The organism is Streptomyces sp. 378 (genome assembly GCF_030124145.1).
In the GTDB taxonomy this organism is placed as follows: Bacteria; Actinomycetota; Actinomycetes; order Streptomycetales; family Streptomycetaceae; genus Streptomyces.
The window spans coordinates 78,902-100,932 of the sequence record NZ_JASKMS010000024.1 but is presented as its reverse complement, the minus strand read 5'-3'; the positions used below and the strand labels follow the sequence as shown (position 1 = coordinate 100,932).

Sequence of the window (22,031 nt, the reverse complement as noted above, 5' to 3'; positions counted from 1 at the left end):
CGAATCCGGCTGAGGCTTGGGTCGTGACTGTGAACCTCTTCGAGGAGCGGGTGGCCGCCCCCAGCGCGCTCGGCGTCGCCAGGGAGAGCGGACTGTTCTACTCCGGGTATCACGGCCTCGGCCTGGACGGGCCCCATGATGCGCACCGCGCCTAGACCGGCCGCCGTCGCCGCGCAGGCCGCTGCCGCGGTGGTCGTCCTGCTGTTGCTCCTGGTCATCGTCCGGCTGCCGTGGGCCGGTGATCTCGGGATGCACGCGGCGACCGTCCAGCGGCTGCGGCACGACCTGGTCGACCCGGGCAATCCGCTCGTCGACGCGGACACGCCGAGCCCCTACTACTCGCCCTGGATGCTGGTGCTCGGCTGCGTCGCGCGGGTCAGCGGTCTGTCGGTCTTCGTGGTGCTGCGGCTGGCGGCCCTGGCCGGACTGGGGCTGCTGGTGACAGGGGTGTGGCGGTATGTGCGGACGCTGACCGGTCATCGTGCCGCGCCCGCGCTCGCCCTGCTGAGCCTGCTGTTCCTGTGGGGAACGGCCTTGTTCAAGTGGAGTGGCTTCTACGGGCTCAGCTCGCTGGCGCTGACGGTGTCGTACCCGAGCCTGTTCGCGCTGGCGTTGGCGTTCCACCTCTGGGCGTGGCTGGCGCGGGCGGTGCGCAGCGGTGCCGGGTGGGGGGTGTGGTCCGGCCTCGGGACGCTGTGGGCGGTGATTCTGCTGTGCCACCAGTTCTCGGGGGTGGTGGCGTCGCTGGGCGCGGTCGCGACGGTGCTGGCGGCGCGGCCGGGCCGGCAGGTGTGGCTCCGGCTCGGCGGCGGGGCGGCCGTGGGGCTCGCGGTGCTGGCGCTGTGGCCGTACTACGACTTCTTCGCGCTGTTCGGGGCGAGGGACGGGCTGGAGGCGGTGCACCGGCCGTTGTACGAGGACCTGCTCGGGCGGTACTGGCTGGTGCTGCTCGGGGTGGTGGCCCTGGGGGTGCGGGCGGGGCGGGACCGGTGGGATCCGCTGGTGCTGTTCTTCGTGCTGGGTGTCGCGGTGGTGGCGGTGGGCGGGGTCAGCGGGCACTACTCCTGGGGGCGGGCGTTGCCGGCGGCGCTGATCCCGGCGCAGCTCGCGGCGGCCGTGGAGGTGTGCGAGGCAGGGCGGCGCGGGGTGCGGGCCGGGTGGGCGTGGGTGCTGGGCGTGGCGCTGGTGCTGGGCGCGTGGACGCAGGCGGGGACGGTCGGGTACGTCGTGCCGCCGCGGGATCTGCCGGAGGCCGTCGCGGAGAAGTACCGGCGGCCGTGGGCCGGGTACCACTGGATGACGCGCTGGGTGCGGTACGGCGATGTGGTGATGGCGCGGGAGGGGCGGCCGGCCCGGCAGATCCCGGCGTACGGGGCGTACACGGTCGCGCCGGGGTATCCCGACTTCTTCCTGCCGGACGAGGGGCGGCGGGAGCGGGCGGTGCGGAGGTACTTCGCGGCGGGGACGCCGGGGGAGGAGCGGAGGGAGATTCTGCGGGAGTACGGGGTGCGGTGGGTCGTGGCGGGGGTTGGTCATCGGGGCGTCGGGTTGCGGGAGGTCGCTCGGGGGCCGGAGGGGCAGGTGTTGTACGCGGTGGTGAGTGAGCCGGTGCGCGGGGTGGTTGCTGAGGCCGGGTGGGTCCGCAGCCCGGCGGAGCGGGGTGCTGCCTGCGCCCACCCGTGCCGCCCCTAGGCGGCACGCATGCCCGCGGCTGAGCGGTGGCGTGCATGCCCGCAGTTGAGTGGCGGCGTGCTTGTCTGCAGTTGAGCGGCCGGTGCGCTGGTCCGCGGCTGAGCGGTGGCGCGCATGCCCGCAGTTGAGTGGCGGCGCGCTTGTCCGCAGCCGGTAGCGGCACGCGCTCCCGTAGCCGGTAGCGGCAGGCGTGCCCGCAGCTCTGCGGCGGAGGCCGTTACCTCAGTGCGCTCGCCACCAAGCGTGCCGCCCTCTTCACCCTCGGGCGGGCCACCCTGCGTACCGTCGGGCGGATCACCCTGGCCGTCACCCCCACCGGCTTCCAGCGGACTTGCAGGCGGCCCGGGCCGTGGCCCTCCGGTTCCACCGTCAGGTGGTGGGAGGGGACGCGGGTCGTCAGCGTCGGGAAGGTCAGGGGCGCCAGCAGCAGGCCCGTGTGGGACAGGCCCTGGTGCTGGAGGCGGAGCAGCGGGTGGCGGATTCCGGCGAAGCCCTGGAGGGGGAGCGGGGCCGCCGCGAGGTCGAGGTGGGCGTGGCCCTCGAAGAGGCCGGGGCGCACGGGGGCGAGGCGGAAGTGGACGCGGAGGCGGCGGCCGCCCGGGGCGATGAGGAGCGTCGCGCGCTGGGGGCCGACGGGGAGGCGCAGCGCCGGGTCCCAGGTGCGGATCGTGAGGTCGATCGACGCGCCCGGGCCTCGGGTGATCTCCTTGATCTCGTGGCGGAACTGGGCGCTCGGGAAGGGGCGGGTCTCCAGCTCCAGGTCGGAGATGTCCAGTTCGCGGCGTGACCACTCCGACTCGGGGATCCGGTCCCCCCAGTAGGTGCGGCCGTCCCCGTCGGTGACCACACGCCTCGGTGCCACCCCGTGCCCCAGGCCCCGGGCCGCCAGACGCGCCTCGGGCAGACGGCGGTCGCGGATCAGCTGGATGACGACACGTTCGGCGCGCGGGAGACGCGCGAACGCGCCCGGGGTGAGTGTGTCGAGGTAGGGGGTGACGATGTCCGCGAAGGACGTCAGCCAGGCGTCGTCCCGGTAGGGCAGGTCACCGGCGTACATCCGCACGTCGTGCTTGAGGAACTTGTGGTCCTTGTCCTCGCGCAGCGACTCGTGCCCGCTCTCGGCGAGGAACGCGTCGATGAGGTGCTGGACGTGGACCCGGTCCCGGACGTTGGCGAGCTTGTGCCGCTGGTTGGATATCGAGGCCGCCTCGGAGGCCGCGAAGGGCGCCACGTACCAGCGGTAGACCGGCTCCGGGATGATCGTGAAGCTCTTGGCCAGGCAGTACGCCTGCGCGGAGAACAGCTGGTCCTCGTAGTGGATGCCCTCGGGGAAGCGCAGGTCGTGCCGGTCGAGGAAGGCACGGGCGTACATCTTGCTCGTCGACAGGTGCTCGAAGAGCAGGCGCGGGTCGGCCTCGATGCCGTCGAGGGTGCGGCGCTCGGCGACCAGGTGCGGCATCCAGGTCGAGCGGCGGCCGTTGTCCACCCGGATCCGCTGCACCGCGCCCATGGCGAAATCGATCTCGCGTTCGCGATGGGCGGCGAGCAGCAGTTCGACGGCGTTGTCGGGGAGTTCGTCGTCGCTGTCGAGGAACATCAGGAACGGGGCGCGTGCGATGCGCAGGGCGCGGTTGCGGGGGGCGCTGCAGCCGCCGCTGTTCCGCTCCAGGCGGAGGTGGCGGACCCGGGGGTCCTGGGCCGCCAGCCGCTGGGCCACCACCGGGGTCTCGTCCGTGGAGTGGTCGTCGCTGATGACGATCTCGATGTTCGTGTGGGTCTGGCGGCGGACCGATTCGACCGCGCGGGTGAGCCGTTCGGCGTCGTTGTAGACGATGACCGTCACGGTGACGTCGGGGGTGCTCATGCGCTCGCCTCCTGCGGGGTGGGGGCCGGGGTGCGTTCCTCGACCGGCACCACGGACGGCAGTTCGCGTTCGTCCTGGCCGAGGAAGACCCGGCGCACGACGCGTTCGGCGGCGCGTCCGTCGTCGTACTCGCAGAACCGGCGCCGGAAGACGGCCCGGGTCTTCGCCGCGCCCTCGTCGCGCCAGGCCTCCGTGGTGAGGATCTCCGTCAGCTCCTGCTGGGTGCGGGCGACCGGGCCCGGGGCCTCCGCCATCAGGTCGAAGTAGACGCCCCGGGTGGTGCGGTACGTCTCCCAGTCGTCGGCGTGGATCACGATCGGCCGGTCGAGGTTGGCGTAGTCGAACATGATCGAGGAGTAGTCCGTGACCAGGACGTCCGCCGCCAGGCACAGCTCCTCGACCGGGTCGTAGGAGGAGACGTCGATGATCCGGCCCGTGCGGCGCAGGTTGGTGAGCGGGGAGGCGGCGCCGCCGTAGAAGTAGTGGCCGCGCACGAGCAGGACCGTGTCGTCGCCCAGGCGGTCGGCGAGGGCGGCGAGGTCCAGGCGCGGGGTCCAGCCGGCCTCGTAGTCGCGGTGGGTGGGCGCGTAGAGGACGGCACGGCGGCCCGGGGCGATGCCGAGGCGGTCGCGGACCGCGCGGATGTCGTCGGCGCCGGCCGTGTAGTAGACGTCGTTGCGCGGGTAGCCGTGGTCCAGGGAGACGTAGCGCGACGGGTACGCGCGCTCCCACATGCGGGTGGTGTGGCTGTTGGCGGAGACGCTGAAGTCCCACTTGTCGATGCGCTCCAGCAGGGCCCGGAAGTCCAGGCCCTGCGCGGCGGCCGGGAACGCCATCTGATCGAGGCCCATGCGCTTCAGGGGGGTGCCGTGGTGGGTCTGGACGTGGATCGCGTCCGGGCGTTTGACCACCGCGTTCGGGAAGTTGACGTTGTTGACGAGGTACTTGGCGGTCGCCAGCACCTCCCCGTAGCGGCGGCTGCCGGGCACCACGTGGTCGGTGCCGGGCGGGAGGAGGGCCGCGTTCTCCTCGGTCACCACCCACACGGCGTGGATCTGCGGGGCGAGTTCGGCGAGCTTGGCGGCGATCGCGGCCGGATTGCAGGCCACGCCGCGGTTCCAGTACGCCGAGAACACCGCGAGATGCGGGTTGACGGGGCGGCCGAGCGCCCTGCGGTACTGGTGGTCGCGGAGCTTGGCGCCGGCCTGGCGCTTCCGGGTCCGTACGGCCGACCTGGCGGTGCGGCGGGTGCGGTTGACGGCCTGGAAGGCCCGGTACTTCGTGTACGCGCCCTCCTCCAGCAGGGAACGGCGGACGCCTTCGAGCCCGGCGGGGCGGCGGTGGCCCTCGGGGCGGCGGCGCAGGGCGGCCAGGGACGCCCGGCGGAAGAACTCCCGCGCGACCTCCTCCGGCATGCCGCCGCGGGCGAAGGTGCGCAGGCAGTCGCGGACCATGACGTCGTAGAGCACGGTGTGCGCGGCGCGCCGGTCGCGGGTGAGGTCGAGGAGGGACTCGTAGCGCTCGACGAGGCCGTAGCGCTGCTCGGGTGTGACCGGGGGCAGGCTCGCGGGGCGCAGTCGGCGGTCCTCGTAGGCGACGTGCGGCAGGCAGGCGACGCGGTCGGCGAGCAGCAGGGCGGCCAGGGCGGCATACGGCTCGTCGTCGGTGGCGAGCCGGTGCTCGTGCGCCCGCCAGAAGTCCGCGCGCAGGACGCGGGTGCCCAGCAGCGAGGTCAGCCGCAGCAGGGGCGCGCAGTCGTCGAGGGCGACGTCGGCGCGGCCCGCCCGGGCGAGGAGCGGGCCGTCCGGGGAGGGCATGCCGGAGGTGTGCCAGGTGCTGCGGACGTGGTCGAGCAGGAGGACGTCGACCTCGCCGGGCAGTTCGGCCACCCGCTCCGCGACCGTGCGGGGGGCGCCGGCGGGCAGGCCGTCCTTGGCGTGCACGAAGTGCAGCCAGCGGCCGGACGCCCGGGCCGCGCCCGCCGCCCGGGCCGCCGCGTCCCCGGTGCCGTCCGGCAGCGGCACGACCTGGACGTCCGGGGTGTGCCGCTCGGCCGTCTCCCGGGCCCAGTCGCCGACCGCGGCCACGATCACCTCGGCGTCCGCGAGGGGGTGGGCGGCGAGGGAGCCGAGGAGTTCCGTCAGATGGTCCTGGACGTTCGGTCCGTGGACGATGACACTGAGCTCGGCCATCCCGGGGACCCCCTCTCACAGCTGCACCGTATGCGCTCATGCTGCCATCAATGAGACAAAAGGGCCGACCGGGTGGGCCTCACGAGGGAACGGCGGCCTTCGGCTTGGGCTTGGGCGCCTTGTCCCCGGTGAACGCCTCGTACTCCTTGAGGACGTCCTCGGTCGGCCCGTCCATGAGCAGTTCCCCGCGCTCCAGCCACAGCACCCGGTCGCAGGTGTCCCGGATCGACTTGTTGTTGTGGCTGACCAGGAACACCGTGCCCGCGTGCTTGCGCAGCTCGCGGATGCGCTGCTCCGAGCGCTTCTGGAAGGAACGGTCGCCGGTGGCCAGCGCCTCGTCGATCAGCAGGACGTCGTGGTCCTTGGCGGCGGCGATGGAGAACCGCAGCCGGGCGGCCATGCCGGAGGAGTAGGTCCGCATCGGCAGGGTGATGAAGTCGCCCTTCTCGTTGATGCCGGAGAAGTCGACGATCTCCTGGTAGCGGTCCCTGACCTGCTCGCGGGACATGCCCATGGCCAGGCCGCCGAGGTGCACGTTGCGCTCGCCGGTCAGGTCGTTCATCAGGGCCGCGTTGACGCCGAGGAGGGAGGGCTGGCCGTCGGTGTAGATCCGGCCGTTCTCCACGGGGAGGAGCCCGGCGACGGCCTTCAGCAGGGTCGACTTGCCGGAGCCGTTGGTGCCGATCAGGCCGATCGCCTCGCCCCGGTAGGCGACGAAGGAGACGTTCTTCACGGCGTGCACCCGGCGCACGCCCGACGCCCTCTCGGTCTGCTTGCGGCGCACGATGCGGTTGAGGGCGGCGGTGGCCGAGCCGCGTCCGGAGCCGGTGCCGTTGACGCGGTAGACGATGTCGACGCCGTCGGCGACGACGGTGGGGATCTTCTCGCTCGGGTGCTCAGCCACGGCCGTACGTCTCCTCAGCCTTCCAGAAGTAGATGAAGCCGCCGACACCGGCGACCAGTGCCCAGCCGACGGCGAGCGCCCACACGTGGGCGGGGAGCTGGCTCGCCTGGAAGCTGTCGATCAGGGCGAAGCGCATCAGGTCGATGTAGACGGCGGCCGGGTTGGCCGCGAGGGCGATGGTCACCGCGTGGGGAAGGCTGTCGTTCTTCGCCAGCTTGTCGATGCTCCACATGACACCCGAGACATACATCCAGGTGCGCAGCACGAACGGCATCAGCTGGGCGATGTCGGGGGTCTTGGCGCCCATCCGGGCCATGACCATGGAAACGCCGGCGTTGAACGTGAACTGCAGGAACAGCGCCGGCAGCGCCAGCAGCCACGACACGCCGACCGGCACGCCGAAGCAGAGCAGGATGACGATCAGGGCGCCCATCGAGAACAGCAGCTGCTGGAGCTGCTGGAGGCAGAAGGAGATCGGCAGCGCGGCGCGCGGGAAGTGCAGGGCGCGCACCAGGCCGAGGTTGCCGGAGATGGCGCGGGTGCCCGCCATGATCGAGCTCTGCGTGAACGTCCAGATGAACACGCCCGTGACCAGGAACGGGACGTAGTCCGGCACGCCGTGCTTGGTGCCGAGCAGCACGCCGAAGATGAAGTAGTAGACCGCCGCGTTCAGCAGGGGGGTCATCACCTGCCAGACCTGGCCGAGCTTCGCCTGGCTGTACTGGGCGGTGAGCTTGGCGGTGGCGAACGCGGTGATGAAGTGGCGGCGGGCCCACAGCCGGCGGACGTACTCGGGCAGGGAGGGCCGGGCGCCGCTGACCGAGAGACCGTGGCGGGCGGCGAGGGCCGCGAGGTCGTCGTAGGCCGGGGCGGGGGTCTGGGGCGGTGTGTGGAGGACCGTGCTCACATCCGCTGCTTTCGCTCGGGGGGACGGGGTGGGGCCTGGGCGCCGTGAAGCTCCGGAGGGGGTGGTCCTTACCGGACTCTTCACGGATTCTTACGTCGGGACGGGACCGTATCGTCGTAACGGGAGCGTACGACGGGTGAACGTCGGAACGCAACCGTTTCGTCGTGACGCCCTATGCTGTCGGCATGACGACGAAGCCCGACGAGCCCCAGCAGCCGCCGCGCCGCCGGGCCCCCGCGGGGGCCGCCGTACTGCGGGAGGACGTGACGGAAGCGATCCGGGCGGCCGTCTTCGAGGAACTCGCGGCCGTCGGCTACGCGCGGATGTCCATCGAGGGGATCGCGCGCCGGGCGGGCGTCGGGAAGACGGCGGTCTACCGCCGCTGGCGCTCCAAGCTGCACCTGGTGCTGGACATCGTCTCGGCGCTCGCCGTGCAGGGCCTGCCCGCGCCGGACACCGGCTCCCTGGAGGGCGACCTGCGGCTGCTCTACGGGGTGACGTCCCGCGCCCTGCGCCACCCCGTCGCCTCGCAGGTCATCCCCGATCTCCAGGCCGAGGCGGCCCGCAACCCCGACATCGCCGAGGCCCTGCAGAAGGCCCTGCGGGAGGGCCAGGACGGCGTCGCCACCGGCATCGTGACGGCGGCGGAACGCCGCGGCGAGCTCCGCGAGGGCATCGACCACGACCTGGCCCTCGACCTGATCTCCGGCCCGCTGTACTGGCGCTCGGTGGTGATCCGCAGCCCGAAGCTGCCGAAGGGGTATCTGGGCGCGCTGGCCCGGGCCACGTCGGAGGGGCTCAAGGCGCTGTAGGGCATCACCCTGGCGGCTCCATGAACCCGGGCGTCAGCCGCGCTCGAGTGAGCCGCCCTTGGGTGGGCCCCGGCAGCCACCCGGGGACTCGTCACAGGCTCGGGCGAATCAGCTCCGCCACCCGGGGACTCATCGCCCGCCTCGGGCGGATCAGCTCCGCCACCCGGGGACTCGTCACCCGCACGGGCGGATCAGCTCCGCCACCCCGGGACTCATCACCCGTTCGGGCGGATCAGCTCCTCCCCGCCCCCGGATGCAGCCGCAGCCACCCCTCCCACGCCGACGTGATCATGTCCTGCACGTCGTGCCGGGCCTTCCAGCCCAGCTCCGTGGCCGCGCGGTCGGCGGAGGCGACGACCCGGGCCGGGTCGCCCGCGCGCCGGGGTGCCACCGTGGGCGGCCGGTCGTGGCCGGTGACCGCGTTGATGCGGTCGATCATCTCGCGCACGGACACGCCCTCGCCCCGGCCGATGTTCAGCGTGAGAGCGCGGCCGGGGGAGGAGCGCAGGACCCGGGCCGCCGCGACATGGGCCTCGGCCAGGTCGACGACGTGGATGTAGTCGCGCACACAGGTGCCGTCAGGGGTCGGGTAGTCGTCGCCGAAGATCCGCGGCGGCGCGTCCTGCGTCAGCCTCTCGAAGACCATGGGCACGAGGTTGAACACCCCGACGTCCGCGAGCTCCGGGCCCGCCGTGCCCGCCACGTTGAAGTAGCGCAGGGACGCGGTCGACAGCCCGGTCGCCCGCCCCGTCGCGCGGACCAGCCACTCACCGGCCAGCTTGGTCTCGCCGTACGGCGACATGGGCACGCACGGCGTCTCCTCCGTCACCAGGTCCACGTCCGGCATGCCGTACACCGCCGCCGAGGAGGAGAAGACGAAGGACGGCACCCGCGCCGCCGTCACGGCGTCCAGGAGGACCCGCAGGCCCTCGACGTTCTCCCGGTAGTAGTGCAGCGGCAGGTCGACCGACTCGCCCACCTGCTTCTTCGCCGCGAGATGGACGACGCCGGTGACCGCGTGGTCCGCGAGGGCGCGGGCGAGCCGCTCGGCGTCCAGGGTCGAGCCCACCACCAGCGGCACCCCGTCGGGCACGCGCTCGGCGATACCGGTGGACAGGTCGTCGTACACCACCGCCTGTTCCCCCGCCGCGGTCATCGCCCGTACGACGTGCGCGCCGATGTAGCCGGCGCCGCCGGTGATCAACCAGGTCATGTGCGGCCGTCCCCTCGTCAGTTGACCCGTGGTGGTGGTGCTGTGAGCTGCTGCGTTGCGGGTGTCGCGCTCTCAGTGAAGCAGGCGGCGCAGTCGTGCGCGGGCGACCGACAGCACACCGCGTACGCCGGGAGCCACCCGCAGCGCCAGCGCACCGGAGTGGGTGGTGTACGGCTGTACGAGTACCACGCCGTGCCGGGCGCTCGGGACGGCGCTGCGGCGCAGCAGACCGGCGCCCGTGAGCGCGTGCGCGGTGACGTCGCGGCTCGCGCCGTCGCGGAAGCGGATGCGAAGGCGCAGGTCCCAGGTGCCCACGCCGCGTGCCGCCAGCGCGGCGAGGTCGACGGTCGTCTCCGCCCACCAGGTGCCGGCGTCCCCGGCGGTCCCGGAGCCCGTCGCGGACGGCACGAGCGCGACGGGCGCGCCCCGGAGCGCCACGTCCTCGTCGTCCCGGTGCCGCCACTGCGTCTCCACCGTCTCCGGTCCCGCCTGCGCCACGCGCCCGTACAGCTCGTGCAGGCACAGCCGCAGCCGGGTGTCACGCGAGCGTGGTCGCAGCTCCCCGTCGACGGCGAGGGGCAGTGCCCGCACCGGCCTGTCCCGCAGGGGTTCCAGGGAGACCTGGGGGAGGCCGTCCGACCACACGGGCGTGCCGTCCGCGGCACGGGCGTACGGCGGGTACAGACGGGCCGGGCGGGCCGCCAGTTCCCGCAGCCGGGGCAGGTCGCGCGGCTCCGGGGAGGCCAGGAGGACCCGCCCGGCCAGCCGGCCGGGAGCGCCCGGGTTGCGCGCCCAGTCGTCGGCGTCGTACTGCGCGAGATGGGACCGCGTGAGCTCCCACCACGCGCGCCGGTAGGCGGCGTCGCGCAACCCCAGTTCACGCAGGTACATCCGCAGGTCGTGGTCGAGGAACTTGGCGCGCACGGCCCGCGCGAGTTCCTTGTGCCCGGCGCCCAGCAGCACTTCGTGCGCCTGTCGGCAGGCCTCCGTGCGGGCCCGCCAGTTCTCGACGCCGGCCCGGTCCAGGGAGATCGACAGCCGTTCGGCGGACCGGCGCACGTGCCACACGTAGACCCGGTCGGGGATCAGGACGATGCGGGGGGCCGCGGCGAGCACGCGCGCGGTGAAGACGACGTCCTCGTACGGGAAGCGGCCTTCGGGGAAGCGGATGCCGTGCGCGCGCAGGAAGCCGGTGCGGTAGAGCTTGTTGACGCAGAGCGTGTCGTGGACCAGGCGGGGGCGCTGCGCGGGATGCGGCACCACGGTGTGCAGCGCGTAGAGGCGCGCCTGCCAGGGGATCTCGCGCCCCGACGGCACCTCACGGCGCACACACAGGCCGCCCGCGACCTCCGCGCGCGCACCCGAGACCGCTTCGAGCAGCGCGCCGACCGCGCCGGGCGGCAGGACGTCGTCACTGTCCAGGAACATCACGTACGGCGCGGTCACCGCGTCGAGTCCGGTGTTGCGCGGGGTGCCGCAGCCGCCACTGTTGACCCGGCGGCGGATCACCTTCAGGCGGGGCTCCGAGGCGGCGAGCCGGTCGAGCAGGCCGGCGCTGCCGTCCGTGGAGCAGTCGTCGACGGCCACCACCTCGCGCACGGCCGGGCCCTGGGCGAGCGCCGAGCGCACGGCGTCCGTCACATGGGCGGCGTCGTCGTAGCCGATCACCACGACGGCGACCTCGGCGAGCGGTCTCTCGGTGTCGGTCTCGGCATACTTCACGGCGTTCATCACGACGGATCGTAAGCCGGGCGAATGACATGAAAGTGATAACACACCATAGAACCCGGCTAACTGGTCTCAAGCGACACAGAATCGGGCCGTGATGAGCGGACAGTCGAGGGGGAGCGGCCGGTTCGGCGCGGGTGTGGTGCCCGTGGCGGTGCCCATGGCGGTGATGCTCGGGATCGGGCTGTGGGGGCTGGACCGCGGGGGCATGTGGGGCGACGAGAGTGTCACCTTCCAGGTCGCGCAGCGCACGGTCCCGCAGATCTGGCGGCTGCTGCACGACGTGGACGCGGTGCACGGCCTCTACTACCTGTTCATGCACGCCGTCCTCACCGTCCATCCCGGCGAGGTCGTGCTGCGCCTGCCGTCGGTGTGCGCGGCCACGGCGACGGCAGGTCTGGTCGCGGCCCTGGGCGTCCGGCTGGCCGGGCCCCGGGTCGGTCTGTGGGCCGGTGTCCTCTGGGCGATCACGCCGATGGCCGGCCACTACGCCCAGGAGGGACGGTCGTACGCGCTCGTCGCGGCGGGCGTGGCGGCCTCGACGCTGCTGCTCCTGAGGGCTGTGGACGGGGTGGGTGGCCGGGGTTGGGGGCCGTACGGGGCGGTCGTCGGCCTGACCTGTGCGCTGCACGAGCTGGCGGTTCCGGTGCTGTGCGCGCACGCGGTGACGCTGGCCCTGCTGCGGGCCCCGAAGGGGGTCTGGTCCGGCTGGGGGCGGGCGGCGGTGGCGGTGGCGCTGCTGCTGGTGCCGCTGGTGTGGGTGTCGCAGGGGCAGTCCGGGCAGGTGGCGTGGCTGGTGGCGCCGGGGTGGGACCGGGTGGAGAGGCTGGCCGGGAACTTCGTCCCCGGCCCGGCGGGGCCGGTGTTCTGGGGGTCGCTGCTGCTGTCGGCCGTGGGGCTGTGGGAGCGGCGGACGGCGGCGGTCGCGCTGCCGCTGCTGCTGGTGCCGCCGGCGATCCTGATGACCGTGTCGCAGGTCCGGCCGCTCTACCACGACCGGTATGTGCTCTACGCGCTGGCGGGTGCGTCCCTGCTGATCGCGGCCGGGGCCGGGCGGGTGGCCCGGGCTCTGGGACGGGTGCGGTTCGACGGGCGGCGGATGCGGGTCGGCGGTCGGCGGGTGCACGCCCTGCTGGGGGTCGCCGGTGTCCTCGCCCTGGTCGCCACCTTCCTGAGCCAGTTGCCCGTGCATCGCCAGGACCGTGCCGCCGCCCACCGCCCGGACAACCTCGCGGTGGTCTCCGCGCTCGCCGCCCGGCAGCTGCGGCCCGGTGACCCGGTGCTGTTCGTGCCGTCGGTCGGCAGGCTCGCCGCACTGGCCTACCCGAAGGGGTTCCGGCGGACGCGGGACATCGCGCTGCGGGAGTCCGCCCCCCGCTCCGGGACGCTGTGGGGCCGGGAGGCGACCCCCGGGGAGCTGCGCCGGCGGCTCGCCTCGGTGGACCGCGTCTGGGTCGTCTCCGAGCCGTACGCGCTGGATCCGCGCTGGTCCCCGGCCGACCCGGTCGAGCGCGCCAAACTCGCCGTGCTGAGGGAGGAGTTCGCCGTCCGGGAGGAACACGCCCGGGACGGCGTGGTGCTCCGCCTGCACGTCCGGCGGCAGCCGGCGGACGAGCCGCCCGGCGTGCCGCCCGGTGCCGCTACGACGGCCCGCCTGCCGGTGAGCCGCCCTGCGGCTCCGCGAGCGCGGCCGCGTCCAGGGCGGTGGTGAGCTCGTCGAGGCGGGCGCGCAGGGCGCGGATCTCGCCGGGGTCGAAGCCGGTCGAGGCGGCGATCCGGCGCGGCACCTGAAGTGCCCGCCCACGCAGGGCGACACCCTCCCCGGTCAGCCGCACCTCCACCGACCGCTCGTCGCGCGCGCTGCGCTCCCGGCGCACCAGACCGGCCGCCTCCAGCCGCTTGAGCAGCGGCGACAGCGTGCCCGAGTCGAGCCGCAGGTGCTCGCCGAGCTTCTTCACGGGCAGCTCGTCGTGCTCCCAGAGCACCAGCATCACCAGGTACTGCGGGTAGGTGAGCCCGAGGTCCTTGAGGATCTGGCGGTAGACGCCGTTGAAGGCGCGGGAGGCCGCGTGCAGGGAGAAGCAGATCTGCTGGTCCAGGCGGAGCCAGTCGTCGTCGGGCGCGTTCATGCCTCCAGGGTAGCTTGCGCCATTCAATTGCGTACAACTTAATTGTGTGCTCTAATCCTGGGTGTCGGGCGGCCCGGAAGCGGGCCGCCGCACCATGACATGAGAGGGAAGGTCTTCCATGGACGCGCTCTACACCGCTGTCGCCACCGCCACCCACGGCCGCGACGGCCGCGCCGTCAGCTCCGACGGCGTGCTGGACCTCGCCCTGGGCGTGCCCCAGGCGATGGGCGGCAACGGCCAGGGCACCAACCCCGAGCAGCTCTTCGCCGCCGGTTACGCCGCCTGCTTCGGCAGCGCCCTCGGCCTCGTCGGCCGCCAGGCCAAGGTCGACGTCAGTGACGCCGCCGTGACCGCCGAGGTCTCCATAGGCAAGCAGGGCGAGGGATTCGGCCTCGCCGTCACGCTCCGCGTGGAGCTGCCCGACAGCGTGGACGAGGCGACCGGCCGCAAGCTGGTCGACCAGGCCCACCAGGTCTGCCCGTACTCCAACGCCACCCGCGGCAACATCGAGGTCGACCTCGTCATCGAGTGACCCCGCGGGCCCGCGGAGATCACTCCCCGACCCGCGCCAGCACCTCCCCCGTCCGTCTGCTCCACGCCACCACCACGGCCTCCTCGGGCACCGGGTGCCAGCGCGTCAGCAGCAGCCAGCGCACGTGATAGCGGCGGACGACGGCGGACCGCTCGGCGCGGGTCGAACCCGGGGCCAGATAGGCGCGGACATCGGCCGCCCGGCGCTTCCGGCTCCGCTCGTCCAGGGCCGGGTCGGGCCAGATGGGAGCCGCCAGATTCGGCCCGTACCCGGCGATGGCGTGAGAGGCGAAGTAGCCGTCGGTGATCATGACCTCGCCGGGCCCGATGTGCCGCGCCGCCCAGTCGTACGACGGCCAGCGCGTCGGCTGCGTGAACCCCACCGGGTCGACCGAGCGCGGCACGACCGCCCCGGCGTGCACGGTGACGAACCCGACGCACGCCCCGGCCACCGCCGCCCCGCCCAGCACCCGCCTGGCCCGGCTCCAGGGCCGCGGCGCCGCCAGCTCCACCGCCAGCGCGAACTGCAGCGGCACCAGCACGGCCCACAGGGCCCGGGCGTACGTGTAGTGCCCGCTCACCCAGCCGTACGCCACCAGCAGGCACTCCAGCAGGAACATCCACACCAGCGGATCACGCGGGGACCTGCGGGCCCGCCGCCACAGCGCGGGCAGCCCGAGCAGCGCCAGCCACGCGTTGGCGAGCATCCTCTCGTAGAGCTGCCGGTGCATCGCGTCCATGCCGGTGTCGCCCACCAGCGTCAGGACGTCGTAGTACGGCCAGGTCAGGGCCGCCGTCGCGCAGGCCGCCGCGGTGAGCGCCCAGCGTGCCGCGACCGGCCGGCGCCAGCCGCGCTGCCGTGACGCCACGATCGCCACCGCTCCGGTGAGCGCGGAGGCCGCCGTCACGGGGTGGGTGAGCAGGATCAGCCCGTACAGGGCGCCGATCCCGGCGTACCCCCACCAGCCGCCGATTCCGCTCGGGCCGACGAACCGCACGGCGGGGGCGTCGTCCCGCGCGCGGCTGCCCGTCCAGGCCCACGCCCAGAACGTCAGGCCGATCGCCAGCGCAGACGGGTAGCCCAGGTTGGTCGTCATCGACATCAGCCCGAGGTAGCCGCTCCACAGAATCCGCGCGGTGCCCCACAGCAGCGTCATGCACAGCAGCGCCCACACCGGCGCCCAGGGACGCGCGGTGAGGGTCCGCACGAAACGGCCGAGCCCCGTCAGCAGCACCAGCAGGTGCACCGGCCCGGCGAGCTTCACGACCTCCCAGCCCGACAGCCCCGTCAACCGCGCCAGCACGCCCTGGGCGACGGCGTACGGGCCGTAGTACGGGCTGCCCTCACCCGGCAGATCGGCCATGGTGTGGGCCGGGTGCAGCAGATCGGCCTTCAGGCGCTCGACGACCGCCGCGTGCTGTCCGGCGTCGCAGCACAGCGGGATCCGCCAGTACGCCAGCGCCATCACCAGCCAGAACAGGGCGCCGTAGAGCTGGTACGGGGTGAGCCGCCCGGCACGGCCGCCGCGCAGGGCCGTCGCGCCGCGCACGGCCCGCCGGACGAGGACCGGGGCGCTCACAGGAGGGGGGAGGAGGTCTGGGGCATGCGCCGAATGTTCCCGCCCCTCCGCGCGCCCTGACCTCGGGTCACTTCATCGGGTGAGGCCGCTACGCCCACCTGCCGGTCGGTCGCACAACACCTGCTGCGCCGCCGCCGGCCAGCGCGCGAAACGGAACCGCGTCCGCTCGACCGCCCCGGTGAGGTTCCGCCAGAACCGCTCGGCGGTGAGGGGCGCGCGCACCGACTCCCTCAGCTCGGCGAGTTCCCCGCAGCCCAGCGTGGCCCGGGCCGCCTCGACCGCCTCCCTCGGTGCCCCGGCCCGCAGCAGGTCGCGCCGCGGCGGGTGCTTCGCCGCCCACTCGGCGAAGATCCAGTGGTTGCGCAGGAACTTCTCGTGCCCGGGCCAGCTCCACCGCTCCAGCGCCAGATGCGCGCCGATCGGGCTGGCCAGCCCCCAGGCGTCGTTGACGTAGGCGTCCAGCGGCGCCGCGGCCCCCGTCACTCCCAGGTGACGTCCCACGATCACCACCCGGTACGGCGAGTCGGCGCGCGCCGGTGTGGCGTGCAGCCGCCGCGCGGCGTCGAAGTAGAGCAGCGTCGGCCCGGGCGCGCGCTCGGCCCGCGCCAGCATGGCGCGCCCCTCCGGCAGGGCGGGCCAGTTGTCCACCCAGGTGGCGGTGCGCACCGGGTTGTGGTCGCCGAGGCCCTCCACGTCGGAGCTGCGCACGTTGAACGAGCCGGGCGTGCTGCGCACGTCGAACGGCGTCCGCAGCGGACTGACGGCCGCGCACAGCCACACCGCCAGCAGCGCGCTCACCACGCCCGTGAACCTGGTCGCGGGCACGACCAGCACCGGCAGGAGCAGCAGGAGCAGGGCGGGAAGGATCATGCGGGCGTGCATGTAGTCGCCGCCGACCCGCACGACGTACCCGGCCAGCAGCAGACCCGCCGCGAGCGGCGCCAGCAGCACCGCGAGGGAGACCCGGTGCGGGGCGCGCTCCCGCCGCTGCCGCCGGGCCCGGCGCACCAGCAGGACCGCCAGCGCCCCGAGCACGGGAACGACGGGCCACAGCCAGTAGGGCCCGAGTGTCTCCTGCACATACCCGGCGCCCCGGCTCCAGTCACTGGCACTCGCCTCCTTGGCGATGGCGGGCAGCGGCACCAGGATCCCGTAGTACCCCGCCCGGAACACCTCGTACGCCAGCGGCACCGCTCCCGCCGAGGCCAGCATCGCCGCCGTGCCCCGCCGGGAGGGGCGCAGCACCCACCACTGCGCCGCCAGGAAACACACCGTGACCACCGCCAGATCGGGGCGGACCAGCGCACCCAGCCCGAACACGAAGGCGGCCGAATACGTCTCCCGGGCCTCCTGGCCGCGCCGGGTCCGCGTCAGCAGCCACCACGACAGGCCGGTCCAGAAGGCGCCGAGGCCGCTCTCCAGACCCGAGGTCATGTACGACCAGAACGGCGGCACGGCCAGCAGCACGAACACGCCCGCCGGGAGCAGCGCCCCCGCGCCCCGGTGCAGCCGGCAGGTGGCGAGCAGGGCGCACGCGAACCCGGCCGTGCTCAGCACCAGACCGAGACCGACCGCGAGGAACGCGGGGTCCTCCCCGGTGACCCGGGTGGCGAGCACCAGCAGCCACTGCCACAGGGTGCCGGTCGAACTCTCCGCCCGCTCCCCGACGTTGAACACGGGCCCGTTGCCCGCCAGGATCTGCCGCACCGGGCGCAGGTAGATGAGCCCGTCGTCACAGATCCACCGGCGCCGGTAGCCCAGCACGAACAGGGCCGCCGTGGGCACGGCCACCAGGGCCGCGTGCCACCCGCGCACCCACGGCAGCCGCTCGGCGGCGGCGGGCGGCCGGGCCGGGGCGGCCCGCTGGCCGGGCAGGGAGGGGGCGGCCTCGGGGGTCGCGGGAGTTCTCATCTCTCGATCAGCGCCTCGGGTCGGGTGCGGACGCCCTCGGTCCGGCGGGCCGCGGGCAGCAGCGCGCCACCCCGCTCGCCCAGCATCAGCAGCCGGACGACCCGCTCGGCGGCCCGCCCGTCCTCGAACTCGCAGTAGCGCTCCCGGAAGCCGGAGCGCAGCCGCGCCGCCTCCGCGTCCTGCCAGGTGCCGGACGCGAACAGCCAGGCCAGCTCCCGGTACGAGCGGGACACATGGCCCGGCGCGTCGGCCGTGATGTCGAAGTAGGCGCCCCGGGCGGCCGCGAACGCGCCCCAGTCGTCGGCGTGGACGACGATCGGCCGGTCCAGCAGGACGTAGTCGAACATCAGGGCGGAGTAGTCGGTGACCAGCACGTCGGAGGCGAGCATCACGTCCTCGACGTGCGGCTCGTCGGTCGCGTCCACCAGCACGCCCCGCCGGTGCAGGTCGGACAGGCCGAGGCCCCGCGCGACGCCCGACGCCAGCGACGGGTGCAGCCGGACGACCAGGGTGTGCCCGGGGCCCAGGTCCTCGGCGAACCGGCCCGGGTCGAACCGCTCGACATGGCCGCCCCGCCGGTAGTCGCGCCGGGTCGGCGCGTACAGCACGACCGTGTCACCGGCCGGGATGCCGAGCCGCTCGCGCACCTCCCGGCCCCGCTCGGGCCCCGCGCCGACCAGCACGTCGTTGCGCGGGCTGCCGGTCCGCAGCGAGGTGAAGTGGCAGGGATAGGCCCGCTCCCAGGCCCGTTCCGCGTACCGCCCCGCGACCAGGCTGTAGTCCCAGCGGTCGGCCCGGCGCAGCATCTGCGGCACGTCGAACCCGTGCCGGGCGCCCGGCTTGGTCAACAGGTCGGCGCCCATGTACTTGAGCGGGGTGCCCTGGTGGGTGTGGAGGTGGACGCTGCCGGGCCGCTTGGCCAGGGTGCCGGGCCAGTTGACGTCGTTCACCCAGAACGTGGCCCGCGCCATGACCTCGTGGTAGCGCCGCGATCCCGGGGTCACGTGGTCCACGCCGGGCGGCAGCGCCTCCACCGCGTCCTCCCGGACCACCCACACGCCCCGGATGTGCGGGGCGATCTCGCGCGCCTTCTCGTAGATCGCCGCGGGGTCACCGGACACACCCCGGTGGTGGGTCGTCGAGTAGACGGCGAGACGCGGATCCAGAGGGCGCTTCGACTGGGCCGCGTACCAGCCGCGCAGGGCCGTCTCCGACGCCTTCCTCGCCACCCGCCGCTGCCCGCCCACGGCGGACGCGCGCAGGTCCCGCAGCCCGCGCACCGCCGCGTACGACGCGTAGGGCGCCGAGGCCAGCAGCCGCATCTCGACCCCGCGCCAGCCGTCCGGCTGCGGGAAACCGCCCACCGGGAGGTGACGGCGGTGGCAGGAACGGATCTCCCGGTAGAAGTCGCCCCGGTCCGCGGGCCGCACCCGGTCCTCGCGGGCCAGCACGAACAGCATGTGGTCCAGCGCCCGCTCCAGCAGCAACGGCCGCGCCCAGTCGAGGTCGGAGCGCTGCTCCAGGAACGCGAACAGCCCCTCGTACTGCGGGAAGATGTCGAAGTGCCGACGCCCCGGCGTCTTGGTGATCGCCCCCTGCCGGCGCTGCCGGTACTCCACGCCGATCCGGTCCAGACAGGCGATGCGGTCGGCCAGCACCATCGACCGGTAGGTGACCGGCGCGTCCTCGTACAGCCCCGCCGCGTACCGAAGACCGTGCTCCTGGAAGAAGTCCCGCCGGTAGGCCTTGTTCCAGGCGACCAGGAACAGCTTCAGGTACCGCGGGCTCTCCCGGATGCCGAACGTCCCCAGGCCGGCCGAGGCCAGCAGGTCCGCCGCCTCGCTGCGCCCGCCCCGGCCCCACCAGTGGGTGCGCACATGGTCGAAGACCACGATGTCCGGGTCGTCCGTCACCGCCAGGCGTGCGGCGACGGCGGCCAGCAGGCCCGGCGTGTAGAGGTCGTCGCTGTCCAGGAAGAGGACGTAGTCGCCGGCCGCCTGTTCCAGACCGGCGTTGCGGGCCCGGCCCAGGCCGACGTTCTCGGGCAGGTGCAGCACCCGCACCCGGGCGTCGCGGGCGGCGTACTCGTCGAGGATCGCGCCGCTGCCGTCGGGCGACCGGTCGTCGACGGCGATCACCTCGAAGTCGCCGTAGGACTGGCCGAGCACCGAGTCGAGACACTCGCGCAGGAAGCCCTGCACCTTGTAGACGGGGACGATGATGCTGAAGCGGGGCACTTCTTCGGTCAGCTCCTCACGAGGGTGGCGGCGGGGGCCGGGGTGCGCTCCGCGAGCGGGATCACGGGCGGGATCGACTCGGGCGGCTCCCCCAGCAGCACCCGGCGCACGACACGTTCGGCGGCGCGCCCGTCGTCGAACTGGCAGAAGCGCTCCCGGAACGCGGCACGCAGGGCCGCGGCGGACGCGTCGGCGTAGGAGCCGTCGCGGAAGAGGGCCGCCAGCTCCCCGGGCGTACGGGCCACCCGGCCGGGCGGCTGTCGCATCAGGTCGAAGTAGACGCCGCGGGTCTCCCGGTAGACGTCCCAGTCGTCGGCGTACACGACGATCGGCCGGTCCAGGTTGGCGTAGTCGAACATGATCGACGAGTAGTCGGTGATCAGCGCGTCCGCGGCCAGGCACACGTCCTCCGACGAGCGGTGCCCGGTGACGTCGATGATCCTTCCGCCGCCCCTGCTCGACCCCTGGTCGTAGAAGTAGTGGGCGCGCAGCAGCACCACGTAGTCGTCGCCGATCGCCTCGCAGAACTCCGCCAGGTCCAGGCCCGTCTCGAAGCCGGTGGCGTAGTCGCGGTGGGTGGGCGCGTAGAGCAGGGCCTTCTTGCCGTCGGGGACGCCCAGTTCCTTGCGGACGCGGGTGACGTCCTCGGCGGACGCCGTGCAGTAGACGTCGTTGCGCGGATAGCCGTACTCGAGGGTCTCCTGGGCGCTCGGGAACGCCCGCTCCCACATCTCGGTGGAGTGCCGGTTGGAGGTGAGGTTGTAGTCCCAGCGGTCCACGCGGGCCAGCAGCCTGGCGAAGCTGCCGGTCGCCGCGGCCACCACGGGGTAGGTCGCCTGGTCGGCGCCCATCGTCTTCAGCGGCGTGCCGTGCTGCGTCTGGAGGTGGACGCTGCCGGGGCGCTTGACCACGGCGTCCGCGAAGTTGGCGTTGTTGACCAGGTACCCGGCGCGGGCCAGCGCCTCCCAGTACTTCCGGCTGCCGATCACCGCGTACTCCACGTCCGGCGGCAGGCTCCCCACCGCCTCCGGCTCCACCAGGAACACCGCGCGCAGGTGCGGGGCGAGCTCGCGGGCCTTGGCGTGGATCGCCGCCGGATTGCAGGCGTAGCCGCGGCCCCAGTACGCGCAGTACACGACGAGGTTCCGGTCCAGCGGGAGGCGCAGGTGCACCGCGTACCGCAGCCGGGTGCGCAGCCCTCGGGGGCGGGGGAGCAGCCCGGTGGCCCGCAGCGCGCTCCGGTTGGCGGCGCGCAGGGCGTGGAAGGCCGTGTACGACCCGGAGGCGAGCAGCCGGTGCTGGACGCCGAGGCTCCCGCCGGGCGCCCGGTGGCCGGCGGGCCGGTGCCGCCGGTAGAGCGCGCTCGCCCTCCGGAAGAAGGCGCGGCGGCCGGACGCCAGCCGCCGCGGACGGGCGGCCGTCTTCAGCACGGCGGCGAAGAGCTGCTCGAACAGCGGCGTCAGCCGGTCCGCCGGAAGCCCCTGCTCCACGGCCCGCGTCAGCACCAGCTCGGTCTGGTCGAGCAGCTCGGTGTGGTGCTCGCCGGGGAGGTTCAGGCGGTTTCCCTGCCGGCGCAGCAGATGCCGGACGACGACCGCGCGCAGCGCCGCCACCCGCTCCGCCCGCAGGGTGACAAGACCGCCGAAGCCGACGTCGGTGAAGTGGTCCCCGGGGAAGGCGATGCCCTGCTCGGTGAGGAAGGCCCGGCGGTAGACCGCGCTCCACGCCGGCAGTGCCACGCCCGTCAGCCACGGGGCCCGGCCGGGCGAGAAGGCCCCCTCCGGCGTCCTGGCCAGCAGGGGGGCGACCGGGTTGGTCGGCTCGCCCTGCCACCAGGGGGTGCGTTCGTGCTCGAAGTACAGGACGTCCACCGGGGCGTCCGCGTCACCGGCCTCGGCCAGCCGGGCGTCCAGCGCCGCCAGCGCCCCCGGGACCAGGACGTCGTCGCCGTCGAGGAACAGCACATGGCCGCCGACCGCCGACCGCAGCCCGGCGTTGCGCGCTCCGGCCAGACCGGCCGACGGCGGCGAGTGCACCGGCGTCACCCGGGAGTCCCGCTCGGCGTACCCGGCGACGACGTCCGCCGCCGGCGCGTCGGGTGCGTCGCACACCGGGATCAGCTCGAAGTCGCCGAACGACTGGGCGAGGACCGAGTCCAGCGCCAGGGACAGCCGGCCCGCGACCCCATGGGACGGGACGACGATGCTGAAGCGGGGCATTCTGCTCTTTCTGTCAGGAGGCGGGTCTGCTGGAGTCGGGCCGTCTCACGCGATGCGCGGGCGTCCCGGCCGCCCGGACGGACGACAGGAGGGCGGCCGGCTGGGTGTCGGC

General features: G+C 73.7%; 16 protein-coding genes. 5 read left to right on the top strand and 11 right to left on the bottom strand.

The window, feature by feature from the left end; translation table 11 throughout:
• Positions 1-23 precede the first annotated feature (23 nt).
• Together QNO09_RS28075 and QNO09_RS28070 are read left to right on the top strand one after the other, a co-directional pair.
• Positions 24-155 (top strand): hypothetical protein, encoded by a 132-nt coding sequence (locus QNO09_RS28075; protein ID WP_283973042.1) that lies wholly within the window; start codon positions 24-26, stop codon positions 153-155.
• Positions 139-1,692, top strand: a complete 1,554-nt coding sequence (locus QNO09_RS28070; protein ID WP_283973067.1) for a hypothetical protein — start codon at positions 139-141, stop codon at positions 1,690-1,692. The genes QNO09_RS28075 and QNO09_RS28070 overlap by 17 nt, the downstream gene beginning before the upstream one ends.
• A 217-nt stretch (positions 1,693-1,909) precedes the next feature.
• On the opposite strand, the gene QNO09_RS28065 is transcribed toward QNO09_RS28070, so the two are convergent.
• The 4 genes from QNO09_RS28065 to QNO09_RS28050 form a co-directional block, all read right to left on the bottom strand.
• On the bottom strand, positions 1,910-3,556 hold the full coding sequence (locus QNO09_RS28065; RefSeq protein ID WP_283973041.1) for a glycosyltransferase: 1,647 nt from the start codon (positions 3,554-3,556) through the stop codon (positions 1,910-1,912).
• Positions 3,553-5,748, bottom strand: coding sequence for a CDP-glycerol glycerophosphotransferase family protein (locus tag QNO09_RS28060; RefSeq protein ID WP_283973040.1), 2,196 nt, complete (start codon positions 5,746-5,748; stop codon positions 3,553-3,555). The genes QNO09_RS28065 and QNO09_RS28060 overlap by 4 nt, the downstream gene beginning before the upstream one ends.
• Positions 5,749-5,827: 79 nt before the next feature.
• Positions 5,828-6,652 carry an ABC transporter ATP-binding protein gene (locus QNO09_RS28055; RefSeq protein ID WP_283973039.1) on the bottom strand — a complete coding sequence of 275 codons (825 nt, stop codon included), beginning with the start codon at positions 6,650-6,652 and terminating at the stop codon, positions 5,828-5,830.
• Complete coding sequence (locus QNO09_RS28050; protein ID WP_283973038.1) at positions 6,645-7,559, bottom strand: ABC transporter permease; 915 nt, start codon at positions 7,557-7,559, stop codon at positions 6,645-6,647. The genes QNO09_RS28055 and QNO09_RS28050 overlap by 8 nt, the downstream gene beginning before the upstream one ends.
• Positions 7,560-7,744: 185 nt before the next feature.
• Between QNO09_RS28050 and QNO09_RS28045 the strand changes: the two genes are divergently transcribed.
• Positions 7,745-8,371, top strand: a complete 627-nt coding sequence (locus tag QNO09_RS28045) for a TetR/AcrR family transcriptional regulator (RefSeq protein ID WP_283973037.1) — start codon at positions 7,745-7,747, stop codon at positions 8,369-8,371.
• A gap of 232 nt (positions 8,372-8,603) precedes the next feature.
• Here the strand turns inward: QNO09_RS28045 and galE are convergent, their stop codons facing one another.
• Both galE and QNO09_RS28035 read right to left on the bottom strand, forming a co-directional pair.
• Positions 8,604-9,584 (bottom strand): UDP-glucose 4-epimerase GalE, encoded by a 981-nt coding sequence (gene galE / locus QNO09_RS28040; RefSeq protein WP_283973036.1) that lies wholly within the window; start codon positions 9,582-9,584, stop codon positions 8,604-8,606.
• Between the two features lie 72 nt (positions 9,585-9,656).
• The gene (locus QNO09_RS28035) at positions 9,657-11,315 is read right to left on the bottom strand and encodes a glycosyltransferase (protein WP_283973035.1); all 1,659 of its coding nucleotides are present in this window, start codon (positions 11,313-11,315) and stop codon (positions 9,657-9,659) included.
• A gap of 157 nt (positions 11,316-11,472) precedes the next feature.
• On the opposite strand from QNO09_RS28035, the gene QNO09_RS28030 reads away from it, so the two are divergent.
• Positions 11,473-13,023, top strand: a complete 1,551-nt coding sequence (locus QNO09_RS28030) for a glycosyltransferase family 39 protein (protein WP_283973066.1) — start codon at positions 11,473-11,475, stop codon at positions 13,021-13,023.
• Here QNO09_RS28030 and QNO09_RS28025 read toward each other — a convergent pair.
• Positions 12,953-13,441, bottom strand: coding sequence for a MarR family winged helix-turn-helix transcriptional regulator (locus QNO09_RS28025; RefSeq protein WP_283973034.1), 489 nt, complete (start codon positions 13,439-13,441; stop codon positions 12,953-12,955). The genes QNO09_RS28030 and QNO09_RS28025 overlap by 71 nt on opposite strands.
• 118 nt (positions 13,442-13,559) lie before the next feature.
• Here QNO09_RS28025 and QNO09_RS28020 point away from each other — a divergent pair, with 118 nt between their 5' ends.
• Complete coding sequence (locus QNO09_RS28020; protein WP_283973033.1) at positions 13,560-13,973, top strand: organic hydroperoxide resistance protein; 414 nt, start codon at positions 13,560-13,562, stop codon at positions 13,971-13,973.
• A 19-nt stretch (positions 13,974-13,992) separates the two neighbouring features.
• Here the strand turns inward: QNO09_RS28020 and QNO09_RS28015 are convergent, their stop codons facing one another.
• The 4 genes from QNO09_RS28015 to QNO09_RS28000 all read right to left on the bottom strand — a co-directional run bounded on the left by QNO09_RS28015 (position 13,993) and on the right by QNO09_RS28000 (position 21,919).
• Entirely contained in the window at positions 13,993-15,552 is a 1,560-nt protein-coding gene (locus QNO09_RS28015) for a hypothetical protein (protein WP_283973032.1), read from the bottom strand.
• Positions 15,553-15,624: 72 nt separating this feature from the next.
• Positions 15,625-17,463: an arabinofuranosyltransferase AftB family protein gene (locus QNO09_RS28010; protein WP_283973031.1), complete on the bottom strand. Its 1,839-nt coding sequence runs from the start codon at positions 17,461-17,463 to the stop codon at positions 15,625-15,627.
• Positions 17,460-19,700 (bottom strand): bifunctional glycosyltransferase/CDP-glycerol:glycerophosphate glycerophosphotransferase, encoded by a 2,241-nt coding sequence (locus QNO09_RS28005; RefSeq protein WP_283973030.1) that lies wholly within the window; start codon positions 19,698-19,700, stop codon positions 17,460-17,462. Before QNO09_RS28005 ends, QNO09_RS28010 begins: the two co-directional genes overlap by 4 nt.
• An 8-nt stretch (positions 19,701-19,708) precedes the next feature.
• On the bottom strand, positions 19,709-21,919 hold the full coding sequence (locus tag QNO09_RS28000) for a bifunctional glycosyltransferase/CDP-glycerol:glycerophosphate glycerophosphotransferase (protein WP_283973029.1): 2,211 nt from the start codon (positions 21,917-21,919) through the stop codon (positions 19,709-19,711).
• Between the last annotated feature and the right edge of the window lie 112 nt (positions 21,920-22,031).